Origin of the sequence: Variovorax sp. RKNM96, assembly GCF_017161115.1 — a bacterium.
Lineage (GTDB): Bacteria > Pseudomonadota > Gammaproteobacteria > Burkholderiales > Burkholderiaceae_C > Variovorax.
In genome coordinates this window covers 4,382,506-4,404,103 of the sequence record NZ_CP046508.1, presented here as the reverse complement: position 1 = coordinate 4,404,103, position 21,598 = coordinate 4,382,506, and the positions used below count along the sequence as shown (strand labels likewise).

The 21,598-nt window shown below is 66.2% G+C and carries 21 protein-coding genes; 14 read left to right on the top strand and 7 right to left on the bottom strand.

Annotated features, from left to right (window positions below; all coding sequences use genetic code 11):
• Window positions 1–26: 26 nt before the first annotated feature.
• Complete coding sequence (locus tag GNX71_RS20265; RefSeq protein ID WP_206173967.1) at window positions 27–1,010, bottom strand: AraC family transcriptional regulator; 984 nt, start codon at window positions 1,008–1,010, stop codon at window positions 27–29.
• A 140-nt stretch (window positions 1,011–1,150) separates the two neighbouring features.
• Here GNX71_RS20265 and GNX71_RS20260 point away from each other — a divergent pair, with 140 nt between their 5' ends.
• The 3 genes from GNX71_RS20260 (at window position 1,151) to GNX71_RS20250 (ending at window position 3,730) form a co-directional block, all read left to right on the top strand.
• Entirely contained in the window at window positions 1,151–1,561 is a 411-nt protein-coding gene (locus GNX71_RS20260; RefSeq protein WP_206173966.1) for a PaaI family thioesterase, read from the top strand.
• A 115-nt stretch (window positions 1,562–1,676) separates the two neighbouring features.
• On the top strand, window positions 1,677–2,432 hold the full coding sequence (locus GNX71_RS20255) for an aldolase (protein WP_241026994.1): 756 nt from the start codon (window positions 1,677–1,679) through the stop codon (window positions 2,430–2,432).
• On the top strand, window positions 2,429–3,730 hold the full coding sequence (locus tag GNX71_RS20250; RefSeq protein WP_206173964.1) for an MFS transporter: 1,302 nt from the start codon (window positions 2,429–2,431) through the stop codon (window positions 3,728–3,730). Before GNX71_RS20255 ends, GNX71_RS20250 begins: the two co-directional genes overlap by 4 nt.
• Before the next feature lie 7 nt (window positions 3,731–3,737).
• Here the strand turns inward: GNX71_RS20250 and GNX71_RS20245 are convergent, their stop codons facing one another.
• Window positions 3,738–5,465: a hypothetical protein gene (locus tag GNX71_RS20245; protein WP_206173963.1), complete on the bottom strand. Its 1,728-nt coding sequence runs from the start codon at window positions 5,463–5,465 to the stop codon at window positions 3,738–3,740.
• Between the two features lie 13 nt (window positions 5,466–5,478).
• The gene (locus tag GNX71_RS20240) at window positions 5,479–5,862 is read right to left on the bottom strand and encodes a response regulator (RefSeq protein ID WP_206173962.1); all 384 of its coding nucleotides are present in this window, start codon (window positions 5,860–5,862) and stop codon (window positions 5,479–5,481) included.
• 172 nt (window positions 5,863–6,034) lie between these two features.
• Between GNX71_RS20240 and GNX71_RS20235 the strand changes: the two genes are divergently transcribed.
• The 3 genes from GNX71_RS20235 (at window position 6,035) to GNX71_RS20225 (ending at window position 8,443) form a co-directional block, all read left to right on the top strand.
• On the top strand, window positions 6,035–6,391 hold the full coding sequence (locus GNX71_RS20235; protein WP_206173961.1) for a response regulator: 357 nt from the start codon (window positions 6,035–6,037) through the stop codon (window positions 6,389–6,391).
• A 92-nt stretch (window positions 6,392–6,483) separates the two neighbouring features.
• Window positions 6,484–7,428: a tRNA dihydrouridine(20/20a) synthase DusA gene (gene dusA, locus GNX71_RS20230; protein WP_241026993.1), complete on the top strand. Its 945-nt coding sequence runs from the start codon at window positions 6,484–6,486 to the stop codon at window positions 7,426–7,428.
• A gap of 229 nt (window positions 7,429–7,657) precedes the next feature.
• Window positions 7,658–8,443: an IclR family transcriptional regulator gene (locus GNX71_RS20225; RefSeq protein ID WP_206173959.1), complete on the top strand. Its 786-nt coding sequence runs from the start codon at window positions 7,658–7,660 to the stop codon at window positions 8,441–8,443.
• A gap of 24 nt (window positions 8,444–8,467) precedes the next feature.
• Here the strand turns inward: GNX71_RS20225 and GNX71_RS20220 are convergent, their stop codons facing one another.
• Window positions 8,468–9,115 carry a GntR family transcriptional regulator gene (locus GNX71_RS20220; RefSeq protein ID WP_206173958.1) on the bottom strand — a complete coding sequence of 216 codons (648 nt, stop codon included), beginning with the start codon at window positions 9,113–9,115 and terminating at the stop codon, window positions 8,468–8,470.
• 141 nt (window positions 9,116–9,256) lie between these two features.
• Between GNX71_RS20220 and scpA the strand changes: the two genes are divergently transcribed.
• The 7 genes from scpA to GNX71_RS20185 all read left to right on the top strand — a co-directional run bounded on the left by scpA (window position 9,257) and on the right by GNX71_RS20185 (window position 18,780).
• Complete coding sequence (gene scpA / locus GNX71_RS20215) at window positions 9,257–11,419, top strand: methylmalonyl-CoA mutase (protein ID WP_206173957.1); 2,163 nt, start codon at window positions 9,257–9,259, stop codon at window positions 11,417–11,419.
• Window positions 11,420–11,433: 14 nt separating this feature from the next.
• Entirely contained in the window at window positions 11,434–11,910 is a 477-nt protein-coding gene (locus GNX71_RS20210; protein ID WP_206173956.1) for a GNAT family N-acetyltransferase, read from the top strand.
• Window positions 11,904–12,953, top strand: coding sequence for a methylmalonyl Co-A mutase-associated GTPase MeaB (meaB, locus tag GNX71_RS20205; RefSeq protein WP_206173955.1), 1,050 nt, complete (start codon window positions 11,904–11,906; stop codon window positions 12,951–12,953). Before GNX71_RS20210 ends, meaB begins: the two co-directional genes overlap by 7 nt.
• A 40-nt stretch (window positions 12,954–12,993) precedes the next feature.
• Window positions 12,994–14,538 (top strand): acyl-CoA carboxylase subunit beta, encoded by a 1,545-nt coding sequence (locus GNX71_RS20200; RefSeq protein ID WP_042577190.1) that lies wholly within the window; start codon window positions 12,994–12,996, stop codon window positions 14,536–14,538.
• Between the two features lie 674 nt (window positions 14,539–15,212).
• Window positions 15,213–17,261 (top strand): acetyl-CoA carboxylase biotin carboxylase subunit, encoded by a 2,049-nt coding sequence (accC, locus tag GNX71_RS20195; RefSeq protein WP_206173954.1) that lies wholly within the window; start codon window positions 15,213–15,215, stop codon window positions 17,259–17,261.
• Window positions 17,261–18,292, top strand: a complete 1,032-nt coding sequence (gene bioB / locus GNX71_RS20190; protein WP_206173953.1) for a biotin synthase BioB — start codon at window positions 17,261–17,263, stop codon at window positions 18,290–18,292. The genes accC and bioB overlap by 1 nt, the downstream gene beginning before the upstream one ends.
• Window positions 18,289–18,780, top strand: coding sequence for a VOC family protein (locus GNX71_RS20185; RefSeq protein ID WP_206173952.1), 492 nt, complete (start codon window positions 18,289–18,291; stop codon window positions 18,778–18,780). The genes bioB and GNX71_RS20185 overlap by 4 nt, the downstream gene beginning before the upstream one ends.
• Here the strand turns inward: GNX71_RS20185 and GNX71_RS20180 are convergent.
• Window positions 18,770–19,267 carry an Lrp/AsnC family transcriptional regulator gene (locus GNX71_RS20180; RefSeq protein ID WP_206173951.1) on the bottom strand — a complete coding sequence of 166 codons (498 nt, stop codon included), beginning with the start codon at window positions 19,265–19,267 and terminating at the stop codon, window positions 18,770–18,772. The genes GNX71_RS20185 and GNX71_RS20180 overlap by 11 nt on opposite strands.
• 120 nt (window positions 19,268–19,387) lie before the next feature.
• On the opposite strand from GNX71_RS20180, the gene yedA reads away from it, so the two are divergent.
• Window positions 19,388–20,299, top strand: a complete 912-nt coding sequence (yedA, locus tag GNX71_RS20175; protein WP_206173950.1) for a drug/metabolite exporter YedA — start codon at window positions 19,388–19,390, stop codon at window positions 20,297–20,299.
• 14 nt (window positions 20,300–20,313) lie between these two features.
• Here yedA and GNX71_RS20170 read toward each other — a convergent pair whose 3' ends face one another.
• Both GNX71_RS20170 and GNX71_RS20165 read right to left on the bottom strand, forming a co-directional pair.
• Window positions 20,314–20,952 (bottom strand): LysE family transporter, encoded by a 639-nt coding sequence (locus GNX71_RS20170; protein ID WP_206173949.1) that lies wholly within the window; start codon window positions 20,950–20,952, stop codon window positions 20,314–20,316.
• Window positions 20,949–21,587, bottom strand: coding sequence for an RnfABCDGE type electron transport complex subunit B (locus GNX71_RS20165; protein WP_206173948.1), 639 nt, complete (start codon window positions 21,585–21,587; stop codon window positions 20,949–20,951). The genes GNX71_RS20170 and GNX71_RS20165 overlap by 4 nt, the downstream gene beginning before the upstream one ends.
• Between the last annotated feature and the right edge of the window lie 11 nt (window positions 21,588–21,598).

The following is a 21,598-nucleotide window of genomic DNA, read 5'->3' as shown; positions in this document are numbered from 1 at the left end:
GTTGAACTTGTCCTTGTGCGTGTCGGTCAGTCCGGCGATCTGCGCCAAGCCCCCGGCGGTGTTCCGAACTGGCTCCTGAAACACCGGCTGAAGTGGCTCGCGTCGCCGAAGCCGTTGCGATAGGCGATCTCCGAAATGCTCAGGTGATCGAGCCTCGGGTTCAAGAGCTCTTCCTTCGCACGCTCAAGGCGGCGTGTCCTCAGGTACGCGCTGTACTGCGTGCGCTGCATCTCGAAGAGGCGGTGCGTGAGCCGCTTCGAAATGCCCAGCTCTTTCGAGACCGCATCGACCGACAGCTCCGCATCGCCCAGGTGCGCCTCGATGTAGGCCACGAGCCGTTGCCAGCGATCGCGCTCGCGGCGCTTGCCCTCGGCCACGTCGTCGTCGACCAATTCGCACGATTCGCAGTACGCCGCGGCCAGCAGCGAGACGAAGGACTGTTCCGAGAAATACGCGAGTGCCGGCGTGCCTTGCACCGGGCCGGGGAAGACATGGCCCATGTGCGTGCGCGCGGCGTCGGCCAGCCGCGAATGGGCCTGCGCGATGGAGGGCACGAAGCGCTCGTGCAGGTCCGCATGGATGCCGAAGAACCGGGCGGCCGGCACGCGCAGCATCACCAGCTTGCCGGGCGTCGTGAGCGTGCAGACGGACGGCAGCCGCGTGGTACGGAAGGTGATGTCGCCCTGGCGAAAGGGCATGCACCGGCCGCCCTGGTCGATGGTGCCTTCGCCCTCGACGGCGATCATGGCCAGCACATCGCCCGAGCCGCTCGGCGAGGCGAGCGCGGTGTCGTGCCGCACTGCGAGCGGGGTCGAAGTGAAGCTGATCGCCAGGCCGCCGCCCACGAGCCGGCAGGCTTCGAGGCTCATGCGCGGGTTGCTGTCCCGCACGCTGAGCTCGCCCGGGTAGACCAGCGAATCGAGCGCGCTGGAGTAGCCCTGCACGTCGCCCGGATAGAACGGGCGGAAGCGGGGCGCAAAGCTCAGTTCGGATGCGGTGTCGTGGTGCATGGTGGGGCTCCTGCGGTTGGCCCGCACGCTTCGTGCCAAGCCTCGTGGCGAGGGGCTGCAGTCTAGGTCTGGCGCCATCTCGCAACGATCGAGACTTTCCACTAGGCTGGCGAACCCCAAGGAGATCCAAGGAGCCATCGATGACCGAGATTGCAGACATCCAGAAGCTGTTCGCCGGAATCTTTCCCGGCCTCATGGGCATCCGCATCACAGTGCTGGAACCCGACCGCGTGGTGGCGGAAATGGAGGTGCGGCAAGACCTCTGCACGGCCGGCGGCATCCTGCACGGCGGCGCCTCGATGGCCTTTGCCGACACGCTGGGTGCGGTTGGCACGCTCGTCAACCTCTCGGGTGGCAAGCGCACGACGACCACCGACTCGAGCACCAAGTTCATCGCAGGCGCGCGGCTGGGCAGCACGGTGACAGGCACCTGTGTGGCGCTGCACCGCGGGCGCACCACGATGGTCTGGCAGACCTCGATCACGAATGCACAGGGCAAGCTCTGCAGCGTCGTCACGCAGACGCAGCTGGTGCTCGATCCGGCGCCTTGACGCCATAACGCGCCCGGTTGGCACGCAGGGTCAATGCGCGTGCGCGCACGCACAAGCGCAAACCGAGACCCGCTTCTTACATTGACCGCCACCGTCAATGCACAGGAGCCACAGCGTGAGCACCCCAACCCACGAAAACCACGACAGCCCCACACCGTCCTTCGACGGATTGACCTACGGCGACTGGAGCGAGGCCGAGAAGCTCGCACTCAGCTGCCGCATCCTCGCGAAAGAGGGGCACTCCGAAACGCTGGCCGGGCAGGTCACCGTGCGGCAGGCCGACGGCACCTTCCTCACCACGCCGCTCGCGCATGCCTTCAGCGAGATCCGCCCGCAATCGGTGATGCGCATCGACGATTCGCTGCGCGTGCTCGAAGGCCGGGGCGTGCCCAACCCTGCGGTGCGTTTTCACCTCTGGGTCTACAGGCGACGACCCGATGTGAACTGCGTGATGCACACGCATCCGCCGTATGTGTCGGCCCTGTCGATGACGGGCGAGCCGCTGCAGATCGCGCACATGGATGCCACGCCGTTCTTCGACGACTGCGCCTTCCTCGCAGAGTGGCCAGGCCTGCCGATCGCCGATGTGGAGGGCGAGATCATCTCGGCCGCGCTCGGCCAGAAGCGCTGCGTGCTGCTTGCCAACCACGGCTTTCTGGCGGCCACGCCCAGCATCGAGGAATCGCTCTACATGTCGGTGCTCATCGAGCGCGCGGCGCGCAACCAGCTGATCGCGCAATCGGCCTATGGGCGGCTCAAGCTGGTGGACCCGGTGCTCGCGAAGGAGTCGCACGACTTCCTGCTGCAGCGGAGCATCGTCAACGCGAGCTTCGCGATGTTCGCGCGGCAGATCACGCAGGAGCAGCCATGAGCAGCATCGCCTCGCCATTGCAGGGTGCTGTGGAGAAGAAGCACCAGAGCATGTGGAAGATCGGCGCCGCCACCATGGTCGGCACGGCCATCGAGGCCTTCGACTTCCTGGCCTACGGCACTGCCGCGGCGCTGGTGTTCAACAAGCTCTTCTTCCCCAACTTCGATCCGACCGTCGGCACGCTGGCGGCCTTCGGCACCTTCGCGAGCGGCATGCTGGCGCGGCCGCTGGGCGGCATCGTCTTCGGGCACTTTGGCGACCGGCTGGGCAGGAAGTCGATGCTCACACTGAGCCTGTTGATGATGGGCATTTGCACCGTGCTGATCGGCCTCTTGCCGACCTACGAATCGATCGGCCTCTGGGCCGCGGTGCTGCTGGTGCTGCTTCGCATCGGCCAGGGGCTGTCGTTCGGCGGCGAGCTGGGCGGCGCGATGCTGATGGCCGTGGAGCATGCGCCGCCCAAGTGGCGCTCGCTGGTGGGCAGCATGCCGCAGATGGGCGCACCCATCGGCGTGCTGCTGTCCTCGGGCGCCTTCGCGCTGGTGACGCAACTGCCCGAGGCGAGCTTTCTGAGCTGGGGCTGGCGGCTGCCGTTTCTTGCGAGCGCGGTGCTGATCGTGCTGGGTGTGTTCATCCGCATGAAGGTGGAGGAGTCGCCCGAGTTCATGCAGGTGAAGGTGCACCAGAAGACGGCGGTGCTGCCGGCGCGCGAAGTGGTCGTGGCGCACTGGAAGCCGTTGCTGCTGACCATCGGCGGCAAGCTGGCCGAGGTGACGCTGATCTACACGATCCTGGTGTTCTCGATCTCGTATGCGACCAGTCGCCTGGGGTTCTCGCGGGCCGATGCGCTGCACGCGCTGATCGCGGGTTCGGTGGTCATGGTCTTCACCATTCCGGCCAGCGGCTGGCTCGCGGACAAGGTGGGGGCGCGGCGGCTCTATGTGTTCGGCGGGCTGCTGCTCGCCGTCATGGCGGTGCCGCTGTTCCAGGCGATCGGCAGCGGGTCGCTCACGGCGTACACGGTGGCGATGGTGGTGGCACTGGCGATCAACTACGCGCTGATGTTCGCGCCGCAGTCGAACCTGTATGCGGCGCAGTTCCCGGCGGAGTTGCGTTACTCGGGCATTTCCATCGGCATCCAGTTCGCGGCGGCCATCGGCGGTGGGCTGGCGCCGATCATCGCGGCGACGTTGGTTGCGAAGTATTCGAGCATCGTGCCGGTGGGCATCTATGTCGCGGTGCTGGGTGTGATCGCCGCGGTGTGCGCGTACCTGATGCGACCTACATCGAACGAATGAGCGATCGTCAGGAGTGCCCGTCCACCCGCATCTGGAACAGGAAGTAAGGCGGAATGCAGGCACCGCGCCCTTCGGGCTGGCCCTCGGCCTGCGCGCAGATGTAGTCATCGCGGCAGGGCTGCTGCGACGAGCAGCTGCGCAGGTTGCCGGGGCGCGTGTGCCTGGCGAGGCATTCGCCGAAAGGCTTGTTCGCGGCGAGGCACTGGTTGAAGTCGCTCAAGATGGCGATGCCGCCGCACGTGCCGTTCCTGTCGAGCGGATCGCACGGCCCCGAGCACATGCCGCCCGGAAAGCCGACCGAGGTTTTCTCGCACACCGAGAACACGCCTTCACAGGCGACGCGCGGCAGTTTCTCGGCGCGGTCCAGCCACGGGTTGGCGGATTGCGTGATGCGCGTGGGTTCGCAGCTTGCGCCGACCGTGGCTTTCTCGGGTGCGGCGTTCGCGGTGTCCGGTTCGGCCAGGGGGCGGAACGGGTCAGGCTGTGGCGTCGACCGCGCGGCGCGCACATACGTGGCGCGACGCGCAAGTTCATCCTGCAGATGCGGCGAGTGCGGCAGGGCGAGCGCATTGCCCGTCGTGAAGGTGCGCGATGCGCCGCGCCGATCGACGCCGAGCAGGTGAAAGCCCGCGACCGCGCGGCTCTGGTGGCAGCCCGCGCAGCTGAGGTCATCGAGACGGCGCAGCACGGCCTGCGGTGATTGCAGCGTGCGGCTGCCGGGTACGGCCTGCCAGTCGCCGGGCGAGAAGACCCGCGAGAACGGCCGGTTCGCGAGACGCGCAAGGCCGCGCGGGGCGACCGAGATCGACTCGGTCGCGAGAAACTTCTCCGGAATCTGCACCGAGGCCTCGTCCAGTGCGCGCAGGTTGGCGGGCTGCTGCAGCCACTGCTGGAGTTCATTGCGCAGCGGCGCGTTGGCCCTAAGGCGCGCGATGTCGGGCGTGTTCTCGAGCGGCGCCACGTCGAAGCGCTTCGTGCCGGCGTTCCATCGGAAGGCGCGCAGCATGTACTCGGCATGGCCGCCGAGATCGGGCCGCACCGCGGACGGCCAGCGCACGCTCTGCAGGTTGGTGGTGACCTGCGCGATGCGCGCGGGCGCCAGACGCTGCGGCGCGAGCGGACCGTCGGGCGACACCAGCCAGCGGCCGAGCGCCTCGTCGGGCATGGAAGCCTGAGGCGGTTGCCAGAGCCGCGCGGCGCCGGCGCAGCTGCCGTTCGCATCCGGTGCATCGCCGCGCAGTTCCACATTGACGGTCATCGGCAGGCGCGACTGCATCGCAGCGGTGCGGTAGGCGAGCCGGTACACGAGCCGCGTCTCGCCGCAGGCGCCGTTCTGGAAAGGCCGACGGTCCATGCGGTTGGCCACGCCGACCAGCTCGAAGAAGGCATCAGGGCTCGCGAGCCAGCGTGCGTTGAACAGCCGGTGCGGATAGCGCGAGATGCCGACGCCGGCCTGCCTGTCCGTGCGCTGGATGCGCGCAAGGCTTTCGCCGAGCGGCGTGGCGATGGATTGCCAGGCCGCGGAGCGCATAAGGGACTGGTTGGTGGCGATGCCGTCGGATGCAGCGGGCGCATCGCCGATCCAGTGGGCGAAGCTGGCGCCGGATTTCTCGGCGGCTTGCAGGGCATTGGGCGAGGTGACGAGCAGCACAGGGTCTGCCGCGCGCACAGGCGACGCGACGAGCATCAGTGCGAGCGCAAGGCCAGAGAACAGGCTGTGTTTGAAGATCGGCACGCGGCCGATTGTGTCAGCGCCGGGGCGTGATGTTCAGCGCCGCGCAGAAGTCGTAGAACGCCTCGAGCTGCAGCGATTTGTCGAACACCGCATCGACGCCCGCCGACAGCGCGCCCTCGCGCACCTCCGAAGTCGCATAGTTCATGAGCACCACGGTGCGCTGCTCGGGCAGCTTGTTGTCCCTCAGGTACTGCGCCACGGTGAGCCCGTTGCCCTTGGCGAGAAACACATCGATCACCGCCGCATCCCATTCGCCGGGGTTGGCCTTGAGCCAGTCGATGGCTTCATCGGAAGTGGTCGCGGTGCCGATGACATCGCATTCGGAAAATTCCTGCAGCCCGTCGGTCAGCGTCGTCGCGATCAGAGGGTTGTCTTCTATGAGGTAGATACGGGTCATTGTTGTTGGCGAGAGAGAGGGCGGTCCATCGGCTTGTCTCGGCCGAGGAGGTCATTGTCGGGAAGGACTCCCGGCGCCGAGTAAGACAACGCCGCCATCTGTCGTACATCCCTGTAGGGTGGTGGGCTGCGGTGGCTGCAGCACGCCGTGTTGTCTGGAAAAATGTCACGCAATGACCAATGCCCCGCAACCCAAGCTTCGCGTACTGCTCGTGGAGGACGATGCCGACACGCTCGCCACCACCCTGAAACTGCTCGAGGCCCTGGGGCACTGGGCCACCGGCGTCAAGAGCGCCGAGGCCGCGATCTCGCGCTTCTTCGAGGGCGCCTTCGATGTGGTGATGGTCGACATCGGCCTGCCCGCGCTGTCGGGGCACGACCTGGCCGAGCGGCTGCTGCGCGACCACCGCGTGCCCGTGATCTTCGTGACAGGGCAGGCAGAGCCGGCGAAGACGGTGGAGGGGACCACCTGGCTGCGCAAGCCCTACACGGTCGAACAGCTGACCGAGGCGTTGGCACGGGTCGCGTGAGAAAATCGCCGCCTTCTGCGCCCGATGTCCGGGCCGGTGTCGACACCACAGGATCACGCGTTTTGGAAGAGAAGGTCATCTCCGTTGCCCCCATGATGGATTGGACGGACCGTCATTGCCGGTACTTTCATCGCCTGATGTCGCGCCACGCACTGCTCTACACCGAGATGGTGACGACCGGCGCACTGGTGCATGGCGACGTGCCCCGGCATCTTCGCTTCAACGCCGAAGAACACCCCGTGGCCCTGCAGCTCGGCGGCAGCGAACCGGCCGATCTCGCGCATTGCGCGAAGCTCGGCGAGGAATGGGGTTACGACGAGATCAACCTCAATTGCGGCTGCCCGAGCGAACGCGTGCAGCGCGGCGCTTTCGGCGCCTGTCTCATGAACGAGCCGCAACTGGTGGCCGACTGCGTGAAGGCGATGGTCGATGTGGTGAGCGTGCCCGTCACCGTCAAGCACCGCATCGGCATCGACAAGATCGAGAGCTACGAGTTCGTGCGCGACTTCGTCGGCCAGGTGAGCGAGGCGGGGTGCGAAACCTTCATCGTGCATGCGCGCAATGCGTGGCTGCAGGGCCTGAGCCCGAAGCAGAACCGCGAGATTCCGCCGCTGCGCTACGCGCTGGTGCATCGGCTGAAGCACGACTTTCCCGATCTGAAGCTCTCCATCAACGGCGGCATTTCCGTGAACGAACAAGTGCATGAGCACCTGCGCCTGCTCGATGGCGTGATGGTCGGGCGGGAGGCCTATCACAACCCCTGGTGGCTCGCCGAATGGGACGCCGAGTTCTTCGGCGCCGCGCCGCAGCCGCTGACGCGCGAAGAGGTGGAGTCGCTGATGTGCGACTACATGGTTCGCGAGGCGGCCGAGCACGGCACGCAGTGGTCGTCGATCGCGCGCCACATGCTGGGCCTGCGCAACGGCCTGCCCGGCGCGCGCCGCTGGCGTCAGGTCTGGAGCGATCACCGCCTCAAGACGCGCCCGCCGCACGAGGTGATGGCGCTGGCGCACGAGCCCGTCGCTCAGGCCGCCTGAACGTCGGCCGCCGCGGCCGGTTTTTTGTTTCCTCGCTCACGAAGGACATCTCCGAACTTGGAGATTCCGTGTTTTTTTACGCCCGAAAAGGCCCTTTTTAGCCCCCGGATAGGGCATTTCATCCTCTTTTAATAGAACATAGTTCCGAAACAATGCAATAACAAGTGTGGCCTGCACACCTGTTTTTGCTCAAGAATAAAGAGGTCAGGGAAACAAAAAAAGGTTCTTCATGAGCGAAGCTGTTGGCAGCAAAGAGGAAGTGAGCGCGCTGGCACGCGGCTTGGCAGTACTCAAGACCATCGGGATGGCGGCCGCACCGATGGGCAACCGGGATCTGGCCGACACCACGGGCATTCCCAAGGCCACCGTATCGCGGCTGACCGCGACGCTGGTAGGCGCCGGCTACCTGCGCCAGTCGCGCGACAGCGAGCGATTTAGCCTGGGGCCGGCCTTGCTCGACATGAGCAGCCGTTACCTGCGGCATTTCGACCTGCGAACGGTGGCGCGGCCGCATCTGACGGAGTTGTCCGAATTCGCGGGCGCCAGCATCCACATGGGCATACGCGACGATCTCGACCTGCTCGTCATCGATTCGCTGCGGCCGCGGTCTGCACTGATCAGTTCGCGCATCGAGGTCGGCTCGCGCCTCTCGATCACCACCTCGGCCGCCGGCCGGGCTTACCTGGCGGCATTGCCGCCGTCCGAGCGGGACGTGCTGCTGGAACAGATCCGCATCGAGACCGGCGAGAACTGGCCGGCCGTCGAGCCGCGGCTCATGGCGGGCATCGAGGAATACGACCGCCTGGGCTATTGCAGTTCTTTCGGCGAGTGGCATCCCCACATCCACGCCCTCGGCTTTGCGCTGCAGGGCCCGCGCGGCGAGCGCTACGGCCTGAGCTGCGGCGGCCCGGCCTACCTGCTGCCCAAGGACGTCATGCTGGATCGCGTGGCGCCCCGGCTGCTGGAAGCGGCCCGGCGGATTGCGGCCGAAGCCGGCACCATCATCTGCGACTGACGAGTCTCCGGCGGGCTGGCAAGCTCAGGCCGCGGCTTCCAGCCCGTTCTTGAAGTGTTCGCGCATCCGCGTCATCGCCGCGGCGGCGTCGCGCGCCTCGATGGCCGCCATCACCGAACGGTGCTCGGCCAGCGACTCAGCAATGCGCCCCGCCTTGAGCAGCGAGTTGTGGCGGTTGAGCTTCATCACCTTGCGCAGGTCGGCCACCATCTGGTCGCGCCACTTGTTGTTGGCGATGGCCAGCAGCCGCATGTGAAAGCGTTCGTTGAGCGCGAAGAAGTGCTCGCGGTCCTCCTTGCCCGGCGCGGCGGCGGCTTCGAGTTCGGCGTGCAGCTTCTTCAGCTCCGCGCGTTCGGACTCGGTGGCGCGCTCGGCGACCACGCCGGCGGCGTCGCTTTCCAGCAGGGAGAGCAGGTGGTAGACGTCCGCCAGGTCCTGCTCGGACACCTCGGTCACGTAGGCGCCGCGGCGCACCTTCATCGTCACCAGCCCTTCGGCAGCCAGCACTTTCAGCGCTTCGCGCAGCGGGGTGCGGCTGATGCCGTATTCCTCGGCCAGCTTGAGTTCGTCGATCCAGCTGCCGGGCTCCAGTTCGCGGCGAAAGATCCGCTGGCGCAGCAGCTCGGCCACCTCTTCGTAGAGGGCGCGCGGGGTGAGAGTGACAGCGGACATGGGCAGGACTGTACTTCAAAAAGCTGGTTTGAATTAATAATTATGGATCGGTTAGACTCGCTGCCGGCTTGCAAATCCCTGCGAGCGAAATTGCGAATTCCCTGTCATCCCCTGCAAGACAACTGCAAAGCGGCGCCTTCCATGAGCAGCACACCCGAACCCACCTTCAAGCCCGCCGACCTCGGCGCCTGGGCCAAGTCCGCGGCCAAGTCCGCGCCGGGCGGCGACGTGAACGCGCTGAACTGGATCACGCCCGACGGCATCACCGTCAAGCCGCTCTACACCGCGGCCGACCTGCAGGGCCTGAAGTACACCGACACGCTGCCCGGCTTCGAGCCCTACCTGCGCGGCCCGCAGGCCACCATGTACGCGGTGCGCCCCTGGACCATCCGCCAGTACGCCGGCTTCTCGACCGCCGAGGAGTCGAACGCCTTCTATCGCAAGGCGCTGGCCGCGGGCGGGCAGGGCGTGAGCGTGGCCTTCGACCTGGCCACCCACCGCGGCTACGACAGCGACCATCCACGCGTGACCGGCGACGTCGGCAAGGCCGGCGTGGCGATCGACTCGGTGGAGGACATGAAGATCCTGTTCGACCAGATCCCGCTGGACAAGGTCTCCGTGTCGATGACCATGAACGGCGCCGTGCTGCCGGTGCTCGCGGGCTACGTGGTCGCGGCCGAAGAGCAGGGCGTGGCGCAGGACCAGCTGAGCGGAACCATCCAGAACGACATCCTCAAGGAGTTCATGGTCCGCAACACCTACATCTTTCCGCCCGCGCCGAGCATGCGGATCATCGGCGACATCATCGAGTACACGGCGCAGAACATGCCCAAGTTCAACTCGATCTCGATCAGCGGCTATCACATGCAGGAAGCCGGTGCGAACCAGGCGCTCGAACTCGCCTTCACGCTGGCCGACGGCAAGGAATACGTGAAGACGGCGCTGGCCAAGGGCCTCGACGTGGACGGCTTTGCCGGGCGCCTGAGCTTCTTCTGGGCCATCGGGATGAACTTCTATCTCGAGGTGGCCAAGATGCGCGCGGCGCGCCTCCTGTGGTGCCGCATCATGAAGGAGTTCGAGCCCAAGAACCCCAAGAGCCTGATGCTGCGCACGCACTGCCAGACCTCGGGCTGGTCGCTCACCGAGCAGGACCCGTACAACAACATCGTGCGCACCACCATCGAGGCGATGGCCGCGGTGTTCGGCGGCACGCAGAGCCTGCACACCAACGCGCTGGACGAAGCGATTGCGCTGCCCACCGAGTTCAGCTCGCGCATCGCGCGCAACACGCAGCTGATCATCCAGGAAGAGACGCACATCACCAACGTGGTCGACCCCTGGGCCGGCAGCTACATGATGGAGAAGCTCACGCAGGACATGGCCGATGCGGCCTGGGCCATCATCGAAGAAGTCGAGGCCATGGGCGGCATGACCAAGGCGGTCGACAGCGGCTGGGCCAAGCTCAAGATCGAGGCCGCCGCCGCCGAGAAGCAGGCGCGCATCGACTCGGGCAAGGACGTGATCGTGGGCGTCAACAAGTACAAGCTCAAGAACGAAGACGCGATCGACAGCCTCTCCATCGACAACGTGATGGTGCGCGACCAGCAGGTGGCGCGGCTGCAGAAGATTCGTGCCTCGCGCGACACCGCCAAGGTGCAGGCCGCGCTCGATGCGCTGACCGAAGCGGCCGAGAACGGCACGGGCAACCTGCTCGCGCTGAGCATCGACGCGGTGCGCCTTCGCGCCACGGTGGGCGAGATTTCGGACGCGCTTGAAAAATCATTCGGCCGCCATCGGGCCGACACGCAAAAGGTGACCGGTGTGTACGCAGCTGCCTATGACTCCGCCGAGGGCTGGGAAGCCCTCAAGACCGAGATCAATGCTTTCGCCGAAGAACAGGGGCGCCGTCCGCGCGTGATGATCTCCAAGCTCGGGCAAGACGGGCACGACCGCGGCGCCAAGGTCGTTGCGACCGCATTCGCCGACCTGGGGTTCGACGTGGACATGGGGCCGCTGTTCCAGACGCCCGAAGAATGCGCGCGGCAGGCGATTGAAAACGACGTGCATGCCGTCGGCGTGAGCACCCTCGCAGCCGGCCACAAGACTCTGGTGCCCGCCATCATCAACGAGCTCAAGAAGCAGGGCGCGGACGACATCATCGTGTTCGTCGGCGGCGTGATTCCGCGGCAGGACTACGACTTTCTCTACGAGGCCGGCGTCAAGGGCATCTACGGGCCGGGCACCCCGATCCCCGCCAGCGCGAAGGACGTGCTGGAGCAGATCCGCGCGGCCGTCGCGGCCTGACCGGGACGCCAGACGTGGGCGATCTCTTGTCGCGGCTGTCGCTGCAGCCCGTGGATTCCAGCGATTTCGAGGACATGCTGGCCGTGCGCATCGATGCGATGCGCCCGAGCCTGGAGCGTGTCGGGCGTTTCGATGCCGCGCGTGCGCGCGAACGGCTGAGCGCCGGGTTCGTCGTGCCGTTCATGCACCACATCGTGCTCGACGGCGACCAGCGCGTGGGCTTCGTCACGCTCAAGCCAGAAGGCGCCGATGCGCTGCGGCTGGACCACCTGTACCTGCGCACCGGCTTCCAGGGCAGCGGCATCGGCGAATGGGTGATGCGCTGGGCCAAGGCCGAGGCGCGCAAGAAGAAGCTCGACATCAAGCTCACCGCGCTCGTGCAGAGCGATGCCAACCGCTTCTACCTTCGGCATGGCTTTGTGCTTGAGGGCGAGGAGGGCGTCGACCTGCACTACCGCTGGCGCGTGATGGACGCGGAGGCTGCGTGCTGAATCCGGTGGAGGCGCTCGAACGCGCCGTTGCCGAGTCGGACGGCATGGCGCAGCGCCGTGCGATCGCCAAGGCCATCACGCTGCTCGAATCGACCCGCACCGACCATCGCGCGCAGGCCGACGAACTGCTCACCGCGCTGCTGCCGCGCACCGGCAATTCGTTTCGCCTCGGCATCTCGGGCGTGCCCGGCGTGGGTAAATCGACCTTCATCGAAACGCTCGGCCTGCTGTTGATCGACAAGGGCCATCGCGTCGCGGTGCTCACCATCGACCCTTCGTCCACGGTGTCCGGCGGCTCCATCCTCGGCGACAAGACGCGCATGGAAAAGCTCTCGGTGCACGAGCGCGCCTACATCCGCCCGAGTCCTTCGAGCGGCACGCTCGGCGGCGTGGCCGAGAAGACGCGCGAGGCGATGCTGGTGTGCGAGGCTGCCGGCTACGACGTCGTGATCGTCGAGACCGTGGGCGTGGGCCAGAGCGAAACGGCTGTGTCCGGCATGACCGACATGTTCGTGCTGATGCAGTTGCCCAATGCCGGCGACGACCTGCAGGCGATCAAGAAGGGCGTGATGGAGCTGGCGGACCTCGTGGTCATCAACAAGGCCGACATCGACAAGGACGCCGCCACGCGCGCGCAGGCCCAGATCACCTCGGCGCTGCGCCTCTTCGGCCACCAGGGCAACCCGGACCACGCGCACGCGGTGCACGACGCGCACAGCGGCGCGGAGATCCGCTTCTGGCTGCCCAGGGTGCTGCAGCTGAGCGCGCTCGCGGGCACCGGCGTCGATGCGTTCTGGGAAGCCGTCACGCAATTCAGGCAGCTGCAAACTGCCAACGGCAAGCTCGCCACGCGCCGCGAAAAACAGGCCACCGCGTGGATGTGGGAACGCATCGACGCCGGCCTCAAGCAGGCCTTCAGGCACCACCCGCAGGTGCGCGAGCTGCTGCCCCAACTCACCCAGCAGGTCGCGCAGGGTGCGCTGCCTGCATCGACCGCGGCGCGCCAGTTGCTCGCGGCGGCGGCCATCACGGCCAGGCCATGACGCCACACGAATTTCAGGACCACAGCTTCGGAACCACACCATGCAAGAACTGATTGAACAACTCGAACAGCGCCGCGCCAAGGCGCGCCTCGGCGGCGGGCAGAAGCGCATCGATGCGCAGCACGCCAAGGGCAAGCTCACCGCGCGCGAGCGCATCGAGCTCCTGCTGGACGACAACACGTTCGAAGAATGGGACATGTTCGTCGAGCACCGCTCGGTCGACTTCGGCATGGCCGAGCAGAAGATCCCCGGCGACGGCGTGGTCACCGGCTACGGAATGATCAACGGCCGCCTGGTGTTTGTGTTCAGCCAGGACTTCACCGTCTTCGGCGGCGCGCTCAGCGAGGCGCATGCCGAGAAGATCTGCAAGGTGATGGACCAGGCGATGAAGGTCGGCGCACCGGTCATCGGCCTCAATGATTCGGGCGGCGCGCGCATCCAGGAAGGCGTGGCATCGCTGGGCGGCTATGCGGATGTGTTCCAGCGCAACGTGATGGCCTCGGGCGTGGTGCCGCAGATCAGCATGGTGATGGGCCCGTGCGCGGGCGGCGCGGTGTATTCGCCGGCCATGACCGACTTCATCTTCATGGTGAAGGACTCGAGTTACATGTTCGTCACGGGCCCCGACGTGGTGAAGACCGTGACGCACGAAACCGTGACGGCCGAGGAGCTTGGCGGCGCCATCACCCACACCACGCGCAGCGGCGTGGCCGACATGGCGTTCGAGAACGACGTCGAGGCGCTGATGATGCTGCGGCGCCTGTACAACTACCTGCCGCTCAACAACCGCGAGAAGCCGCCGGTGCGCCTGGGCAACAACGGCCAGGGCGACCCGGCCGACCGCCCCGACTACTCGCTGGACACGCTGGTGCCCGACAACCCGAACAAGCCCTACGACATCAAGGAGCTGATCCTCAAGGTGGTGGACGACGGCGACTTCTTCGAGCTGCAGCCCGACTACGCGAAGAACATCGTGATCGGCTTTGCGCGCATGGAAGGCCAGACGGTCGGCATCGTGGCGAACCAGCCGCTGGTACTGGCCGGTTGCCTCGACATCAAGAGCAGCATCAAGGCGGCGCGCTTCGTTCGTTTCTGCGATGCGTTCAACATCCCGGTCATCACCTTCGTCGACGTGCCCGGCTTCATGCCCGGCACGGGGCAGGAGTACGGCGGCATCATCAAGCACGGCGCCAAGCTGCTCTACGCATACGCGGAGTGCACGGTGCCGAAGATCACCGTCATCACGCGCAAGGCCTACGGCGGTGCGTACGACGTGATGGCCTCCAAGCATCTGCGCGGCGACGTCAATCTCGCCTGGCCGCGCGCCGAGATCGCGGTGATGGGCGCGAAGGGCGCGGTGGAAATCATCTTCCGCGAAGACAAGAACGACCCTGAGAAGCTCGCCGCCCGCGAGGCCGAATACAAGGCGCGTTTTGCGAACCCGTACGTGGCGAGCGCGCGCGGCTACATCGACGATGTGATCCTGCCGCACGAGACGCGCAAGCGCATCTGCCGTTCGCTGGTGATGCTGCGCGAGAAGAAGCTCGAGAACCCGTGGCGCAAGCACGGGAACATCCCGCTTTGACGTGGAGGCTATATTGAAAGCACCGTTCGTTGCCGGCGTTGCTGTCACTGCCTTGTTGCTTTTGGGCTGTGGCACAACCGGGCCATCGCAGCCATCGCAGCCTTCGCAGCCATCTCTGCCTGAATCGGCCTCCGCTGGACCGCAATGTGCCGTGCTAGAGCAAGCCTTACATGCGTTCGTCTACATGGGTGGTGCGGGTGGTCTACCGCCCAGTCCTTCATTGTCGGAGGCCGGCCTTCGCACAATGAAAACACAAATGACTGATCGCACACGCGACCTCTATGAAAATTTGACTCGAGGTAAACAGACAGGCGATGCGCAAGGCGTTCTGGGCAGCACTCTTGATAGAGGGCTTCGCTCATGCACCGCGACCTATTTCCCTTCAGTACCTTCGTCAACGGTTGATCGGTGCGTGAACCTCAATCTGCGTGCGCAAGTGGTTTTAACTTCCCGGATTCTGGGAGTGTCACGTGAAGAGGCGCTCATACGCAGTGAGCGTGGGGGGCGCACTTCAAATGCCGACGCAAGGGAATTGGTTGATCACTTCTATACCTATCCGGCAGATGCCCGATGGTGGCAACCTGCAACGAGGGCGCAGGTAACCGGTGCGTGGATTAGCAAGTGCCTGACTGGCAGTTTTTAGGTCTGCAGCAATCAAACACAAATTCACTTGTATGTTCAAAAAAATCCTGATCGCCAACCGCGGCGAAATCGCCTGCCGCGTGATTCAAACGGCCAAGAAGATGGGCATCCTCACCGTCGCCGTCTATTCCGACGCCGACAAGGAGGCCCGTCACGTCGAGCTGGCCGACGAGGCCGTGCACATAGGCGCCGCGCCCAGCCGCGAGAGCTACCTGCAGGCCGACCGCATCATCGCGGCCTGCAAGCAGACCGGCGCCGAGGCGGTGCACCCGGGCTACGGCTTCCTGTCGGAGAACGAAGCCTTCGCGCGCAAGGTCGAGGAAGAGGGCATTGCCTTCATCGGGCCGAAGCACTATTCGATCGCGGCGATGGGCGACAAGATCGCCTCGAAGAAGCTCGCGAACGAGGCCAAGGTCAACACCATCCCCGGCTGGAACGATGCCATCGAGACGGCCGAGCGCGCCGTGGAGATTGCAAAAGACATCGGCTACCCCGTGATGATCAAGGCCTCGGCCGGCGGCGGCGGCAAGGGCCTGCGCGTGGCCTTCAATGACAAGGAAGCCTTCGAGGGCTTCACTTCGTGCCGCAACGAGGCGCGCAACAGCTTCGGCGACGACCGCGTGTTCATCGAGAAGTTCGTCGAGGAGCCGCGCCACATCGAGATCCAGGTGCTGGGCGATTCGCATGGCAACGTGATCTACCTGAACGAGCGCGAATGCTCGATCCAGCGGCGCCACCAGAAGGTGATCGAGGAGGCGCCTTCTCCCTTCATCAGCGACGAGACGCGCAAGGCCATGGGCGCGCAGGCAGTGCAGCTGGCCAAGGCCGTGAACTACCAGAGCGCGGGCACGGTGGAGTTCGTGGTCGGCAAGGACCAGAGTTTCTACTTCCTCGAGATGAACACGCGCCTGCAGGTGGAGCATCCGGTGACGGAGTGCATCACCGGTCTGGACCTCGTCGAGCTGATGATTCGCGTCGCGGCCGGCGAGAAGCTGCCGCTCACGCAAGAAGAGGTCAAGCGCGATGGCTGGGCCATCGAGTGCCGCATCAATGCCGAAGACCCGTTCCGCAACTTCCTGCCTTCGACCGGCCGACTGGTGAAATTCCAGCCCCCCGCCGAGACCATGTTCGCGAGCGACACCGAGCACCTGCAAGGCGTGCGCGTGGACACCGGCGTGTACGACGGCGGCGAGATCCCGATGTACTACGACTCGATGATCGCCAAGCTCATCGTGCACGGCAAGGATCGCCAGCATGCGATCGCCCGCATGCGCGAGGCGCTCAATGGCTTCGTGATCCGCGGCATCAGCAGCAACATCCCGTTCCAGGCGGCGCTGCTCGCGCATCCGAAGTTCGTGGCGGGCGATTTCAACACCGGCTTCATCGCCGAGCACTACGGCAAGGGCTTCCATGCGGAAGACGTGCCGCACACCGATCCGTCGTTCCTCGTGGCGCTCGCGGCCTATGTGCACCGCCGCTACCGTGCGCGCGCCTCGGGCATCAGCGGGCAGCTCGAAGGCCACGGCGTGAAGGTGGGCGAGCAGTTCGTGGTGGTGGAACTGGGGCCGGAGGGCAAGCATGTGCAGCACCCGGTGTCGGTGACCGACTTCCACGGCAAGACCGGCGCGAGCGCAGTTGCGGTGGGCGGCAAGACCTACAAGATCGACAGCAGCTTCGCGCTCGGCGCGATCCGCGTGCAGGGCATCGTCAACGACAAGCCTTTCACCGCGCAGGTCGAGCGCGGCGCGGGCAAGAACCCGCTGGCGCTGCGCGTGTCGCACGACGGCACGCAGATAGAGACCATGGTGCTGTCGCCGCTGGGTGCGCGGCTGCTCGAGCTGATGCCCTACAAGGCGCCGCCGGACCTGAGCAAGTTCCTGATGTCGCCGATGCCGGGCTTGCTGGTCGAGGTGTCGGTGCAACCGGGGCAGCAGGTGCGCGCCGGCGAGAAGCTGGCCGTGATCGAGGCGATGAAGATGGAAAACGTGCTGTTCGCCGCGCAAGACGGCGTGGTGGGCAAGATTTCGGCCGGCAAGGGCGAATCGCTCGCGGTCGATCAAATCATTCTGGAGTTCAACTGATGGGTGCCAACGACCTGCAACAGACGATCACGCTGCACCGCCCCGCAAAGCCGGTGACGCCGCAAGGCCCGTGGTCGGTCGAGGCGATCCAGGCGCTGCTCGACAAGCCGCTGATGGATCTGCTGTTCGAGGCGCAGACTGTGCACCGTCAACATTTCCCTGAAGGCGACATCGAGCTCGCGACGCTGCTTTCGGTCAAGACCGGCGGCTGCCCCGAGAACTGCGGCTACTGCCCGCAGTCGGCCGAGTTCGACACCGGCGTGAAGGCGCAGAAGCTCATGGAGGTCGACGAGGTGCTGCGCGCCGCGCAGGCCGCCAAGGACGCGGGCGCCACGCGCTTCTGCATGGGCGCTGCCTGGCGCGCGCCGAAGGACCGCGACGTGGAGAAGGTGGCCGTGCTGGTCGAGGCGGTGAAGGGCCTCGGCATGCAGACCTGCGCCACGCTCGGCATGCTGGAGCCGCACCACGCGCACCAGCTCAAGGCCGCGGGGCTCGACTACTACAACCACAACCTCGACACCGCGCCCGAGTACTACACCGACATCGTCGACACGCGCAGCTACCAGGACCGGCTCGACACGCTGGCCCATGTGCGCAGCGCCGGCATCAGCGTGTGCTGCGGCGGCATCGTCGGCATGGGCGAGCAGCCGGTGCACCGCGCGGGGCTGATCGCGCAGCTGGCCAATCTCAATCCGTACCCGGAGTCGGTGCCGATCAACAGCCTGGTGCGCGTGCCGGGCACGCCGCTGGCCGATTCGGAGCCGGTCGATCCCTTCGACTTCGTGCGCATGATCGCGGTCTCGCGCATCACGATGCCGACCGCGCGCGTGCGGCTGTCGGCCGGGCGCCAGCAGATGGGCGATGCGGTACAGGCGCTGTGCTTCATGGCGGGTGCGAATTCGATCTTCTATGGCGACAAGCTGCTGGTCACGGGCAACCCCGACGTGGATGCCGACGTGCAGTTGCTGCGCAAGCTGGGCCTGCAGTCGCGCCGCACGACGACCACTGAAACAGTGGAGGTCTGCGCATGACGACCACGGCGCGTCCCTTCAAGGTGCTGGGCATCCAGCAGATCGCCATCGGCGGACCCGACAAGCTGCGGCTGCAGAAGCTCTGGGTCGACATGCTGGGACTCGAAGTCACCGGCACCTTCAAGAGCGAACGCGAGAACGTCGACGAGGACATCTGCGCGATCGGCAGCGGGCCATTCAAGGTCGAGGTCGATCTGATGCAGCCGCTGGACCCGGACAAGAAACCAGCGGTGCACGCCACGCCGCTCAACCACGTGGGGCTGTGGATCGACGACCTGCCCAAGGCCGTCGAATGGCTCACGGCGCAGGGTGTGCGCTTTGCGCCCGGTGGCATCCGGCAAGGCGCAGCGGGTTTCGACATCTGCTTCCTGCATCCGAAGGCAAACGAGGAATTCCCGATTGCGGGCGAGGGCGTCTTGATCGAGATGGTGCAGGCGCCGCCCGAGGTGGTGAAGGCCTTCAACGCGCTCGCTTCATCTACGCATTGAGCACCTTCCGGATCGGCGGCTTCACGTCGGAACGGTGCGGCGGCAGCATCGGCTGGTGTTCGCGCGCCGGGTTCAGGATGATCGAGGTCGCCGTCTCGGTGAGGATGCAGAACTTGGTGACCACCGCGTCGAGGTGGCTCACGTCGATCACCGCGATCTCGAGGATCCAGCTGTCCTCGCCGGTCACGTTGTAGGCGTTCACGCATTCGGGCGTGTCCTGCACGAGCTTCACGACGAGGTCGTAGTCGGCGCGGCCGACGCGGATGATCGCGCGGATGCCGTAGCCCAGCTTGCCGAGGTTGACGGTGGCGCGGTAGCCGCTGATGACGCCCGCGGCCTCCAGCTTCTTCACGCGCTCGGTCACGGCCGGCTGGCTCAGGTGCACGCGGCGGCCGAGTTCGGCCATGGTGAGGCGCGCATCGCCCTGCAATTCGGCGAGGATGCGGGTGTCGTGGGCGTCCAGTGCGGGGTTCAAGGTGAAGTCCATGGAACTCCTTTAAATCGACGGTGGCGGGGCGGCAGAACCGTGGAATGTCCATGGTTCGCCGAAGGCGGCTTTCATACCATGGGCGGCGCTTCAGTACCAATAGAACAGAGACTCCTCGACATGCCGACCCTTGCCGCCCCCGCCGCGCCCGGTGCCAACCGTGGCGCACTGCCGCCTTTGCTGTGGCTCTGCCTCGCCGCCACCTGGGTGGTCTGGGGCTCGACCTACCTTGCGATCAAGTACGCGCTGATCAGCTTTCCGCCGTTCCTGCAGATGGGCTCGCGCTTTCTCTTTGCGGGCGTGTTGCTTGCGGTGTGGATGCGGTGGCGCGGCGCCGCCTGGCCTTCGCGGCTGCAGTGGCGCAATGCGCTGGTCGTCGGGGCGTTGATGCTCGGCGGCGGCATGGGCGGCACGGCGCATGCCGAAATGACGATCGGCTCGGGGCTCGTCGTGGCCTTCATCGCGGTGGTGCCGCTGCTGATCGCATTGCTGAACCTCATCTGGGGCATCAAGCCGACACGCATGGAGGCGGCGGGCATCGCGCTCGGCCTCGTCGGCGTGCTGATGCTCACGCAGGGCAGCGGCTTCCAGTCGTCGCCCGCGGGGCTGGCGGCGATTTCGATTGCCTGCATCTGCTGGTCGATGGGCAGCGTGCTCAGCCAGCGCAGCCTGCCGCTCGCGCCCGGCGCGATGGGCTTTGCGAGCGAGATGATCTGCGGCGGCGTGGTGCTGCTGGTGCTCGCGGCCGTCTCGCGCGAGAGCCTGGTCTGGCCCCCGGCGCCGGAGGCCGTCTGGGCCTGGCTGTACCTGGTGGTGTTCGGCTCGCTGATCGCCTTCAACGCCTACATGGTGCTGCTCGCGAAGGCGCCGGCCGCGCTGGCGGCGAGCTACACCTTCGTGAACCCGGTGATCGCGATGCTGCTGGGCGTGTGGATCGCCAGCGAGACGGTCACGCGCTTCGAGTGGTATGCGGTGGCGGTCGTGCTGGCGGGGGTGCTGTTGCTGCTCTTCAAGCGTCCGAAGAAGGATTGAAGAGCTGAGCGCCTTCAGGTACCCGGGCGGCGCCAGAACGCGAGCGTGGCCGCCAGCAGCCACATGCCGGCCGCGCAACTGCGGTTCAGCACCTTGAGGCCGCGACGCGAGAGCCAGCGCACGGCCTGTGTACCGGCGGCCGCATAGGCCAGCATCACGCAGGTGTCGAGCGCCACGAAGATCGCGCCGAGCAGCAGGTACTGGGGGCCTTGCGGCTGGGTGATGTCGATGAACTGCGGCAGGAACGCCGCGAAGAACAGCACCGTCTTCGGGTTCGACAGCGCCACGAGCAGGCTGCGCACCAGCGCGACGCGCCCATGCGGCCGGACCTCGACGGCGGACTTGGCCAGCGCCGTGCCGAGATCGGTCGCTTCGCTGCGCCAGAGCTTGATGCCGAGCCAGACGAGGTAGGCGACGCCCGCCACGCGGATCGCGTTGAAGAGCATTTCCGATGCCGCGAGCAACGAACCCAACCCGAGCGCGACGATCGCGATCAGCGTGATGCTGCCGAGCGACGCGCCTGCAATGCCCCAGCTCGCGCGCCGCATGCCGCCGTCGATGCCGTTGGACAGGGCCAGCAGCATCGTGGGGCCGGGAATGACGGCGAGGGCGAGCGAGGCGACGACGTAGATCAGCAGGGTGTCGAGTGTCATGGCTTGGAGGTGGTGGTTTTTGCGCGTTGTTCGGCGGCGGCGCGGGCACGCGCCAGGGCGGCTTCGACGATGGAGCGCTTGCGCGCGTCGGCGGCTTGTGGCTCGGCGACGGCGGGGGCCGGTTCGGCCTCGCGCTTTGCGGCGTCACGGTGCTGGCCGTGGAGCTTGTAGCGTTGCAGCGCGGCTTCGGCCTGCGCCTGCGACCAGGCCTGCCAGCCGCTGCGGCCCGGCGTTTCGACTTCGAGCGAGATGCAATCGACCGGGCAGACCGGAATGCAGAGTTCGCAGCCCGTGCAGTGCGCCTCGATCACCGTGTGCATGCGCTTGTTGATGCCGACGATCGCATCGGTCGGGCAGGCATCGAGGCAGAGCGTGCAGCCGATGCACCAGGCCTCGTCGATGACGGCCATGGCGCGGGGGCCTTCGGTGCCGAATTGCGGATCGAGCGGCAGCGCGGGGCGGCCAGTGACGAGCGCGAGGCGGTCGATGCCTTCGGTGCCGCCCGGCGGGCATTGGTTGATGTCCGCTTCGCCGTCAGCGATGGCTTGCGCGTAGCCGGCGCAATCGGGGTAGCCGCACCGTGTGCACTGCGTTTGCGGCAGTGCGTCGTTGATGCGTGCGGCCAGCCCGTTCACTGTGGGTAGCG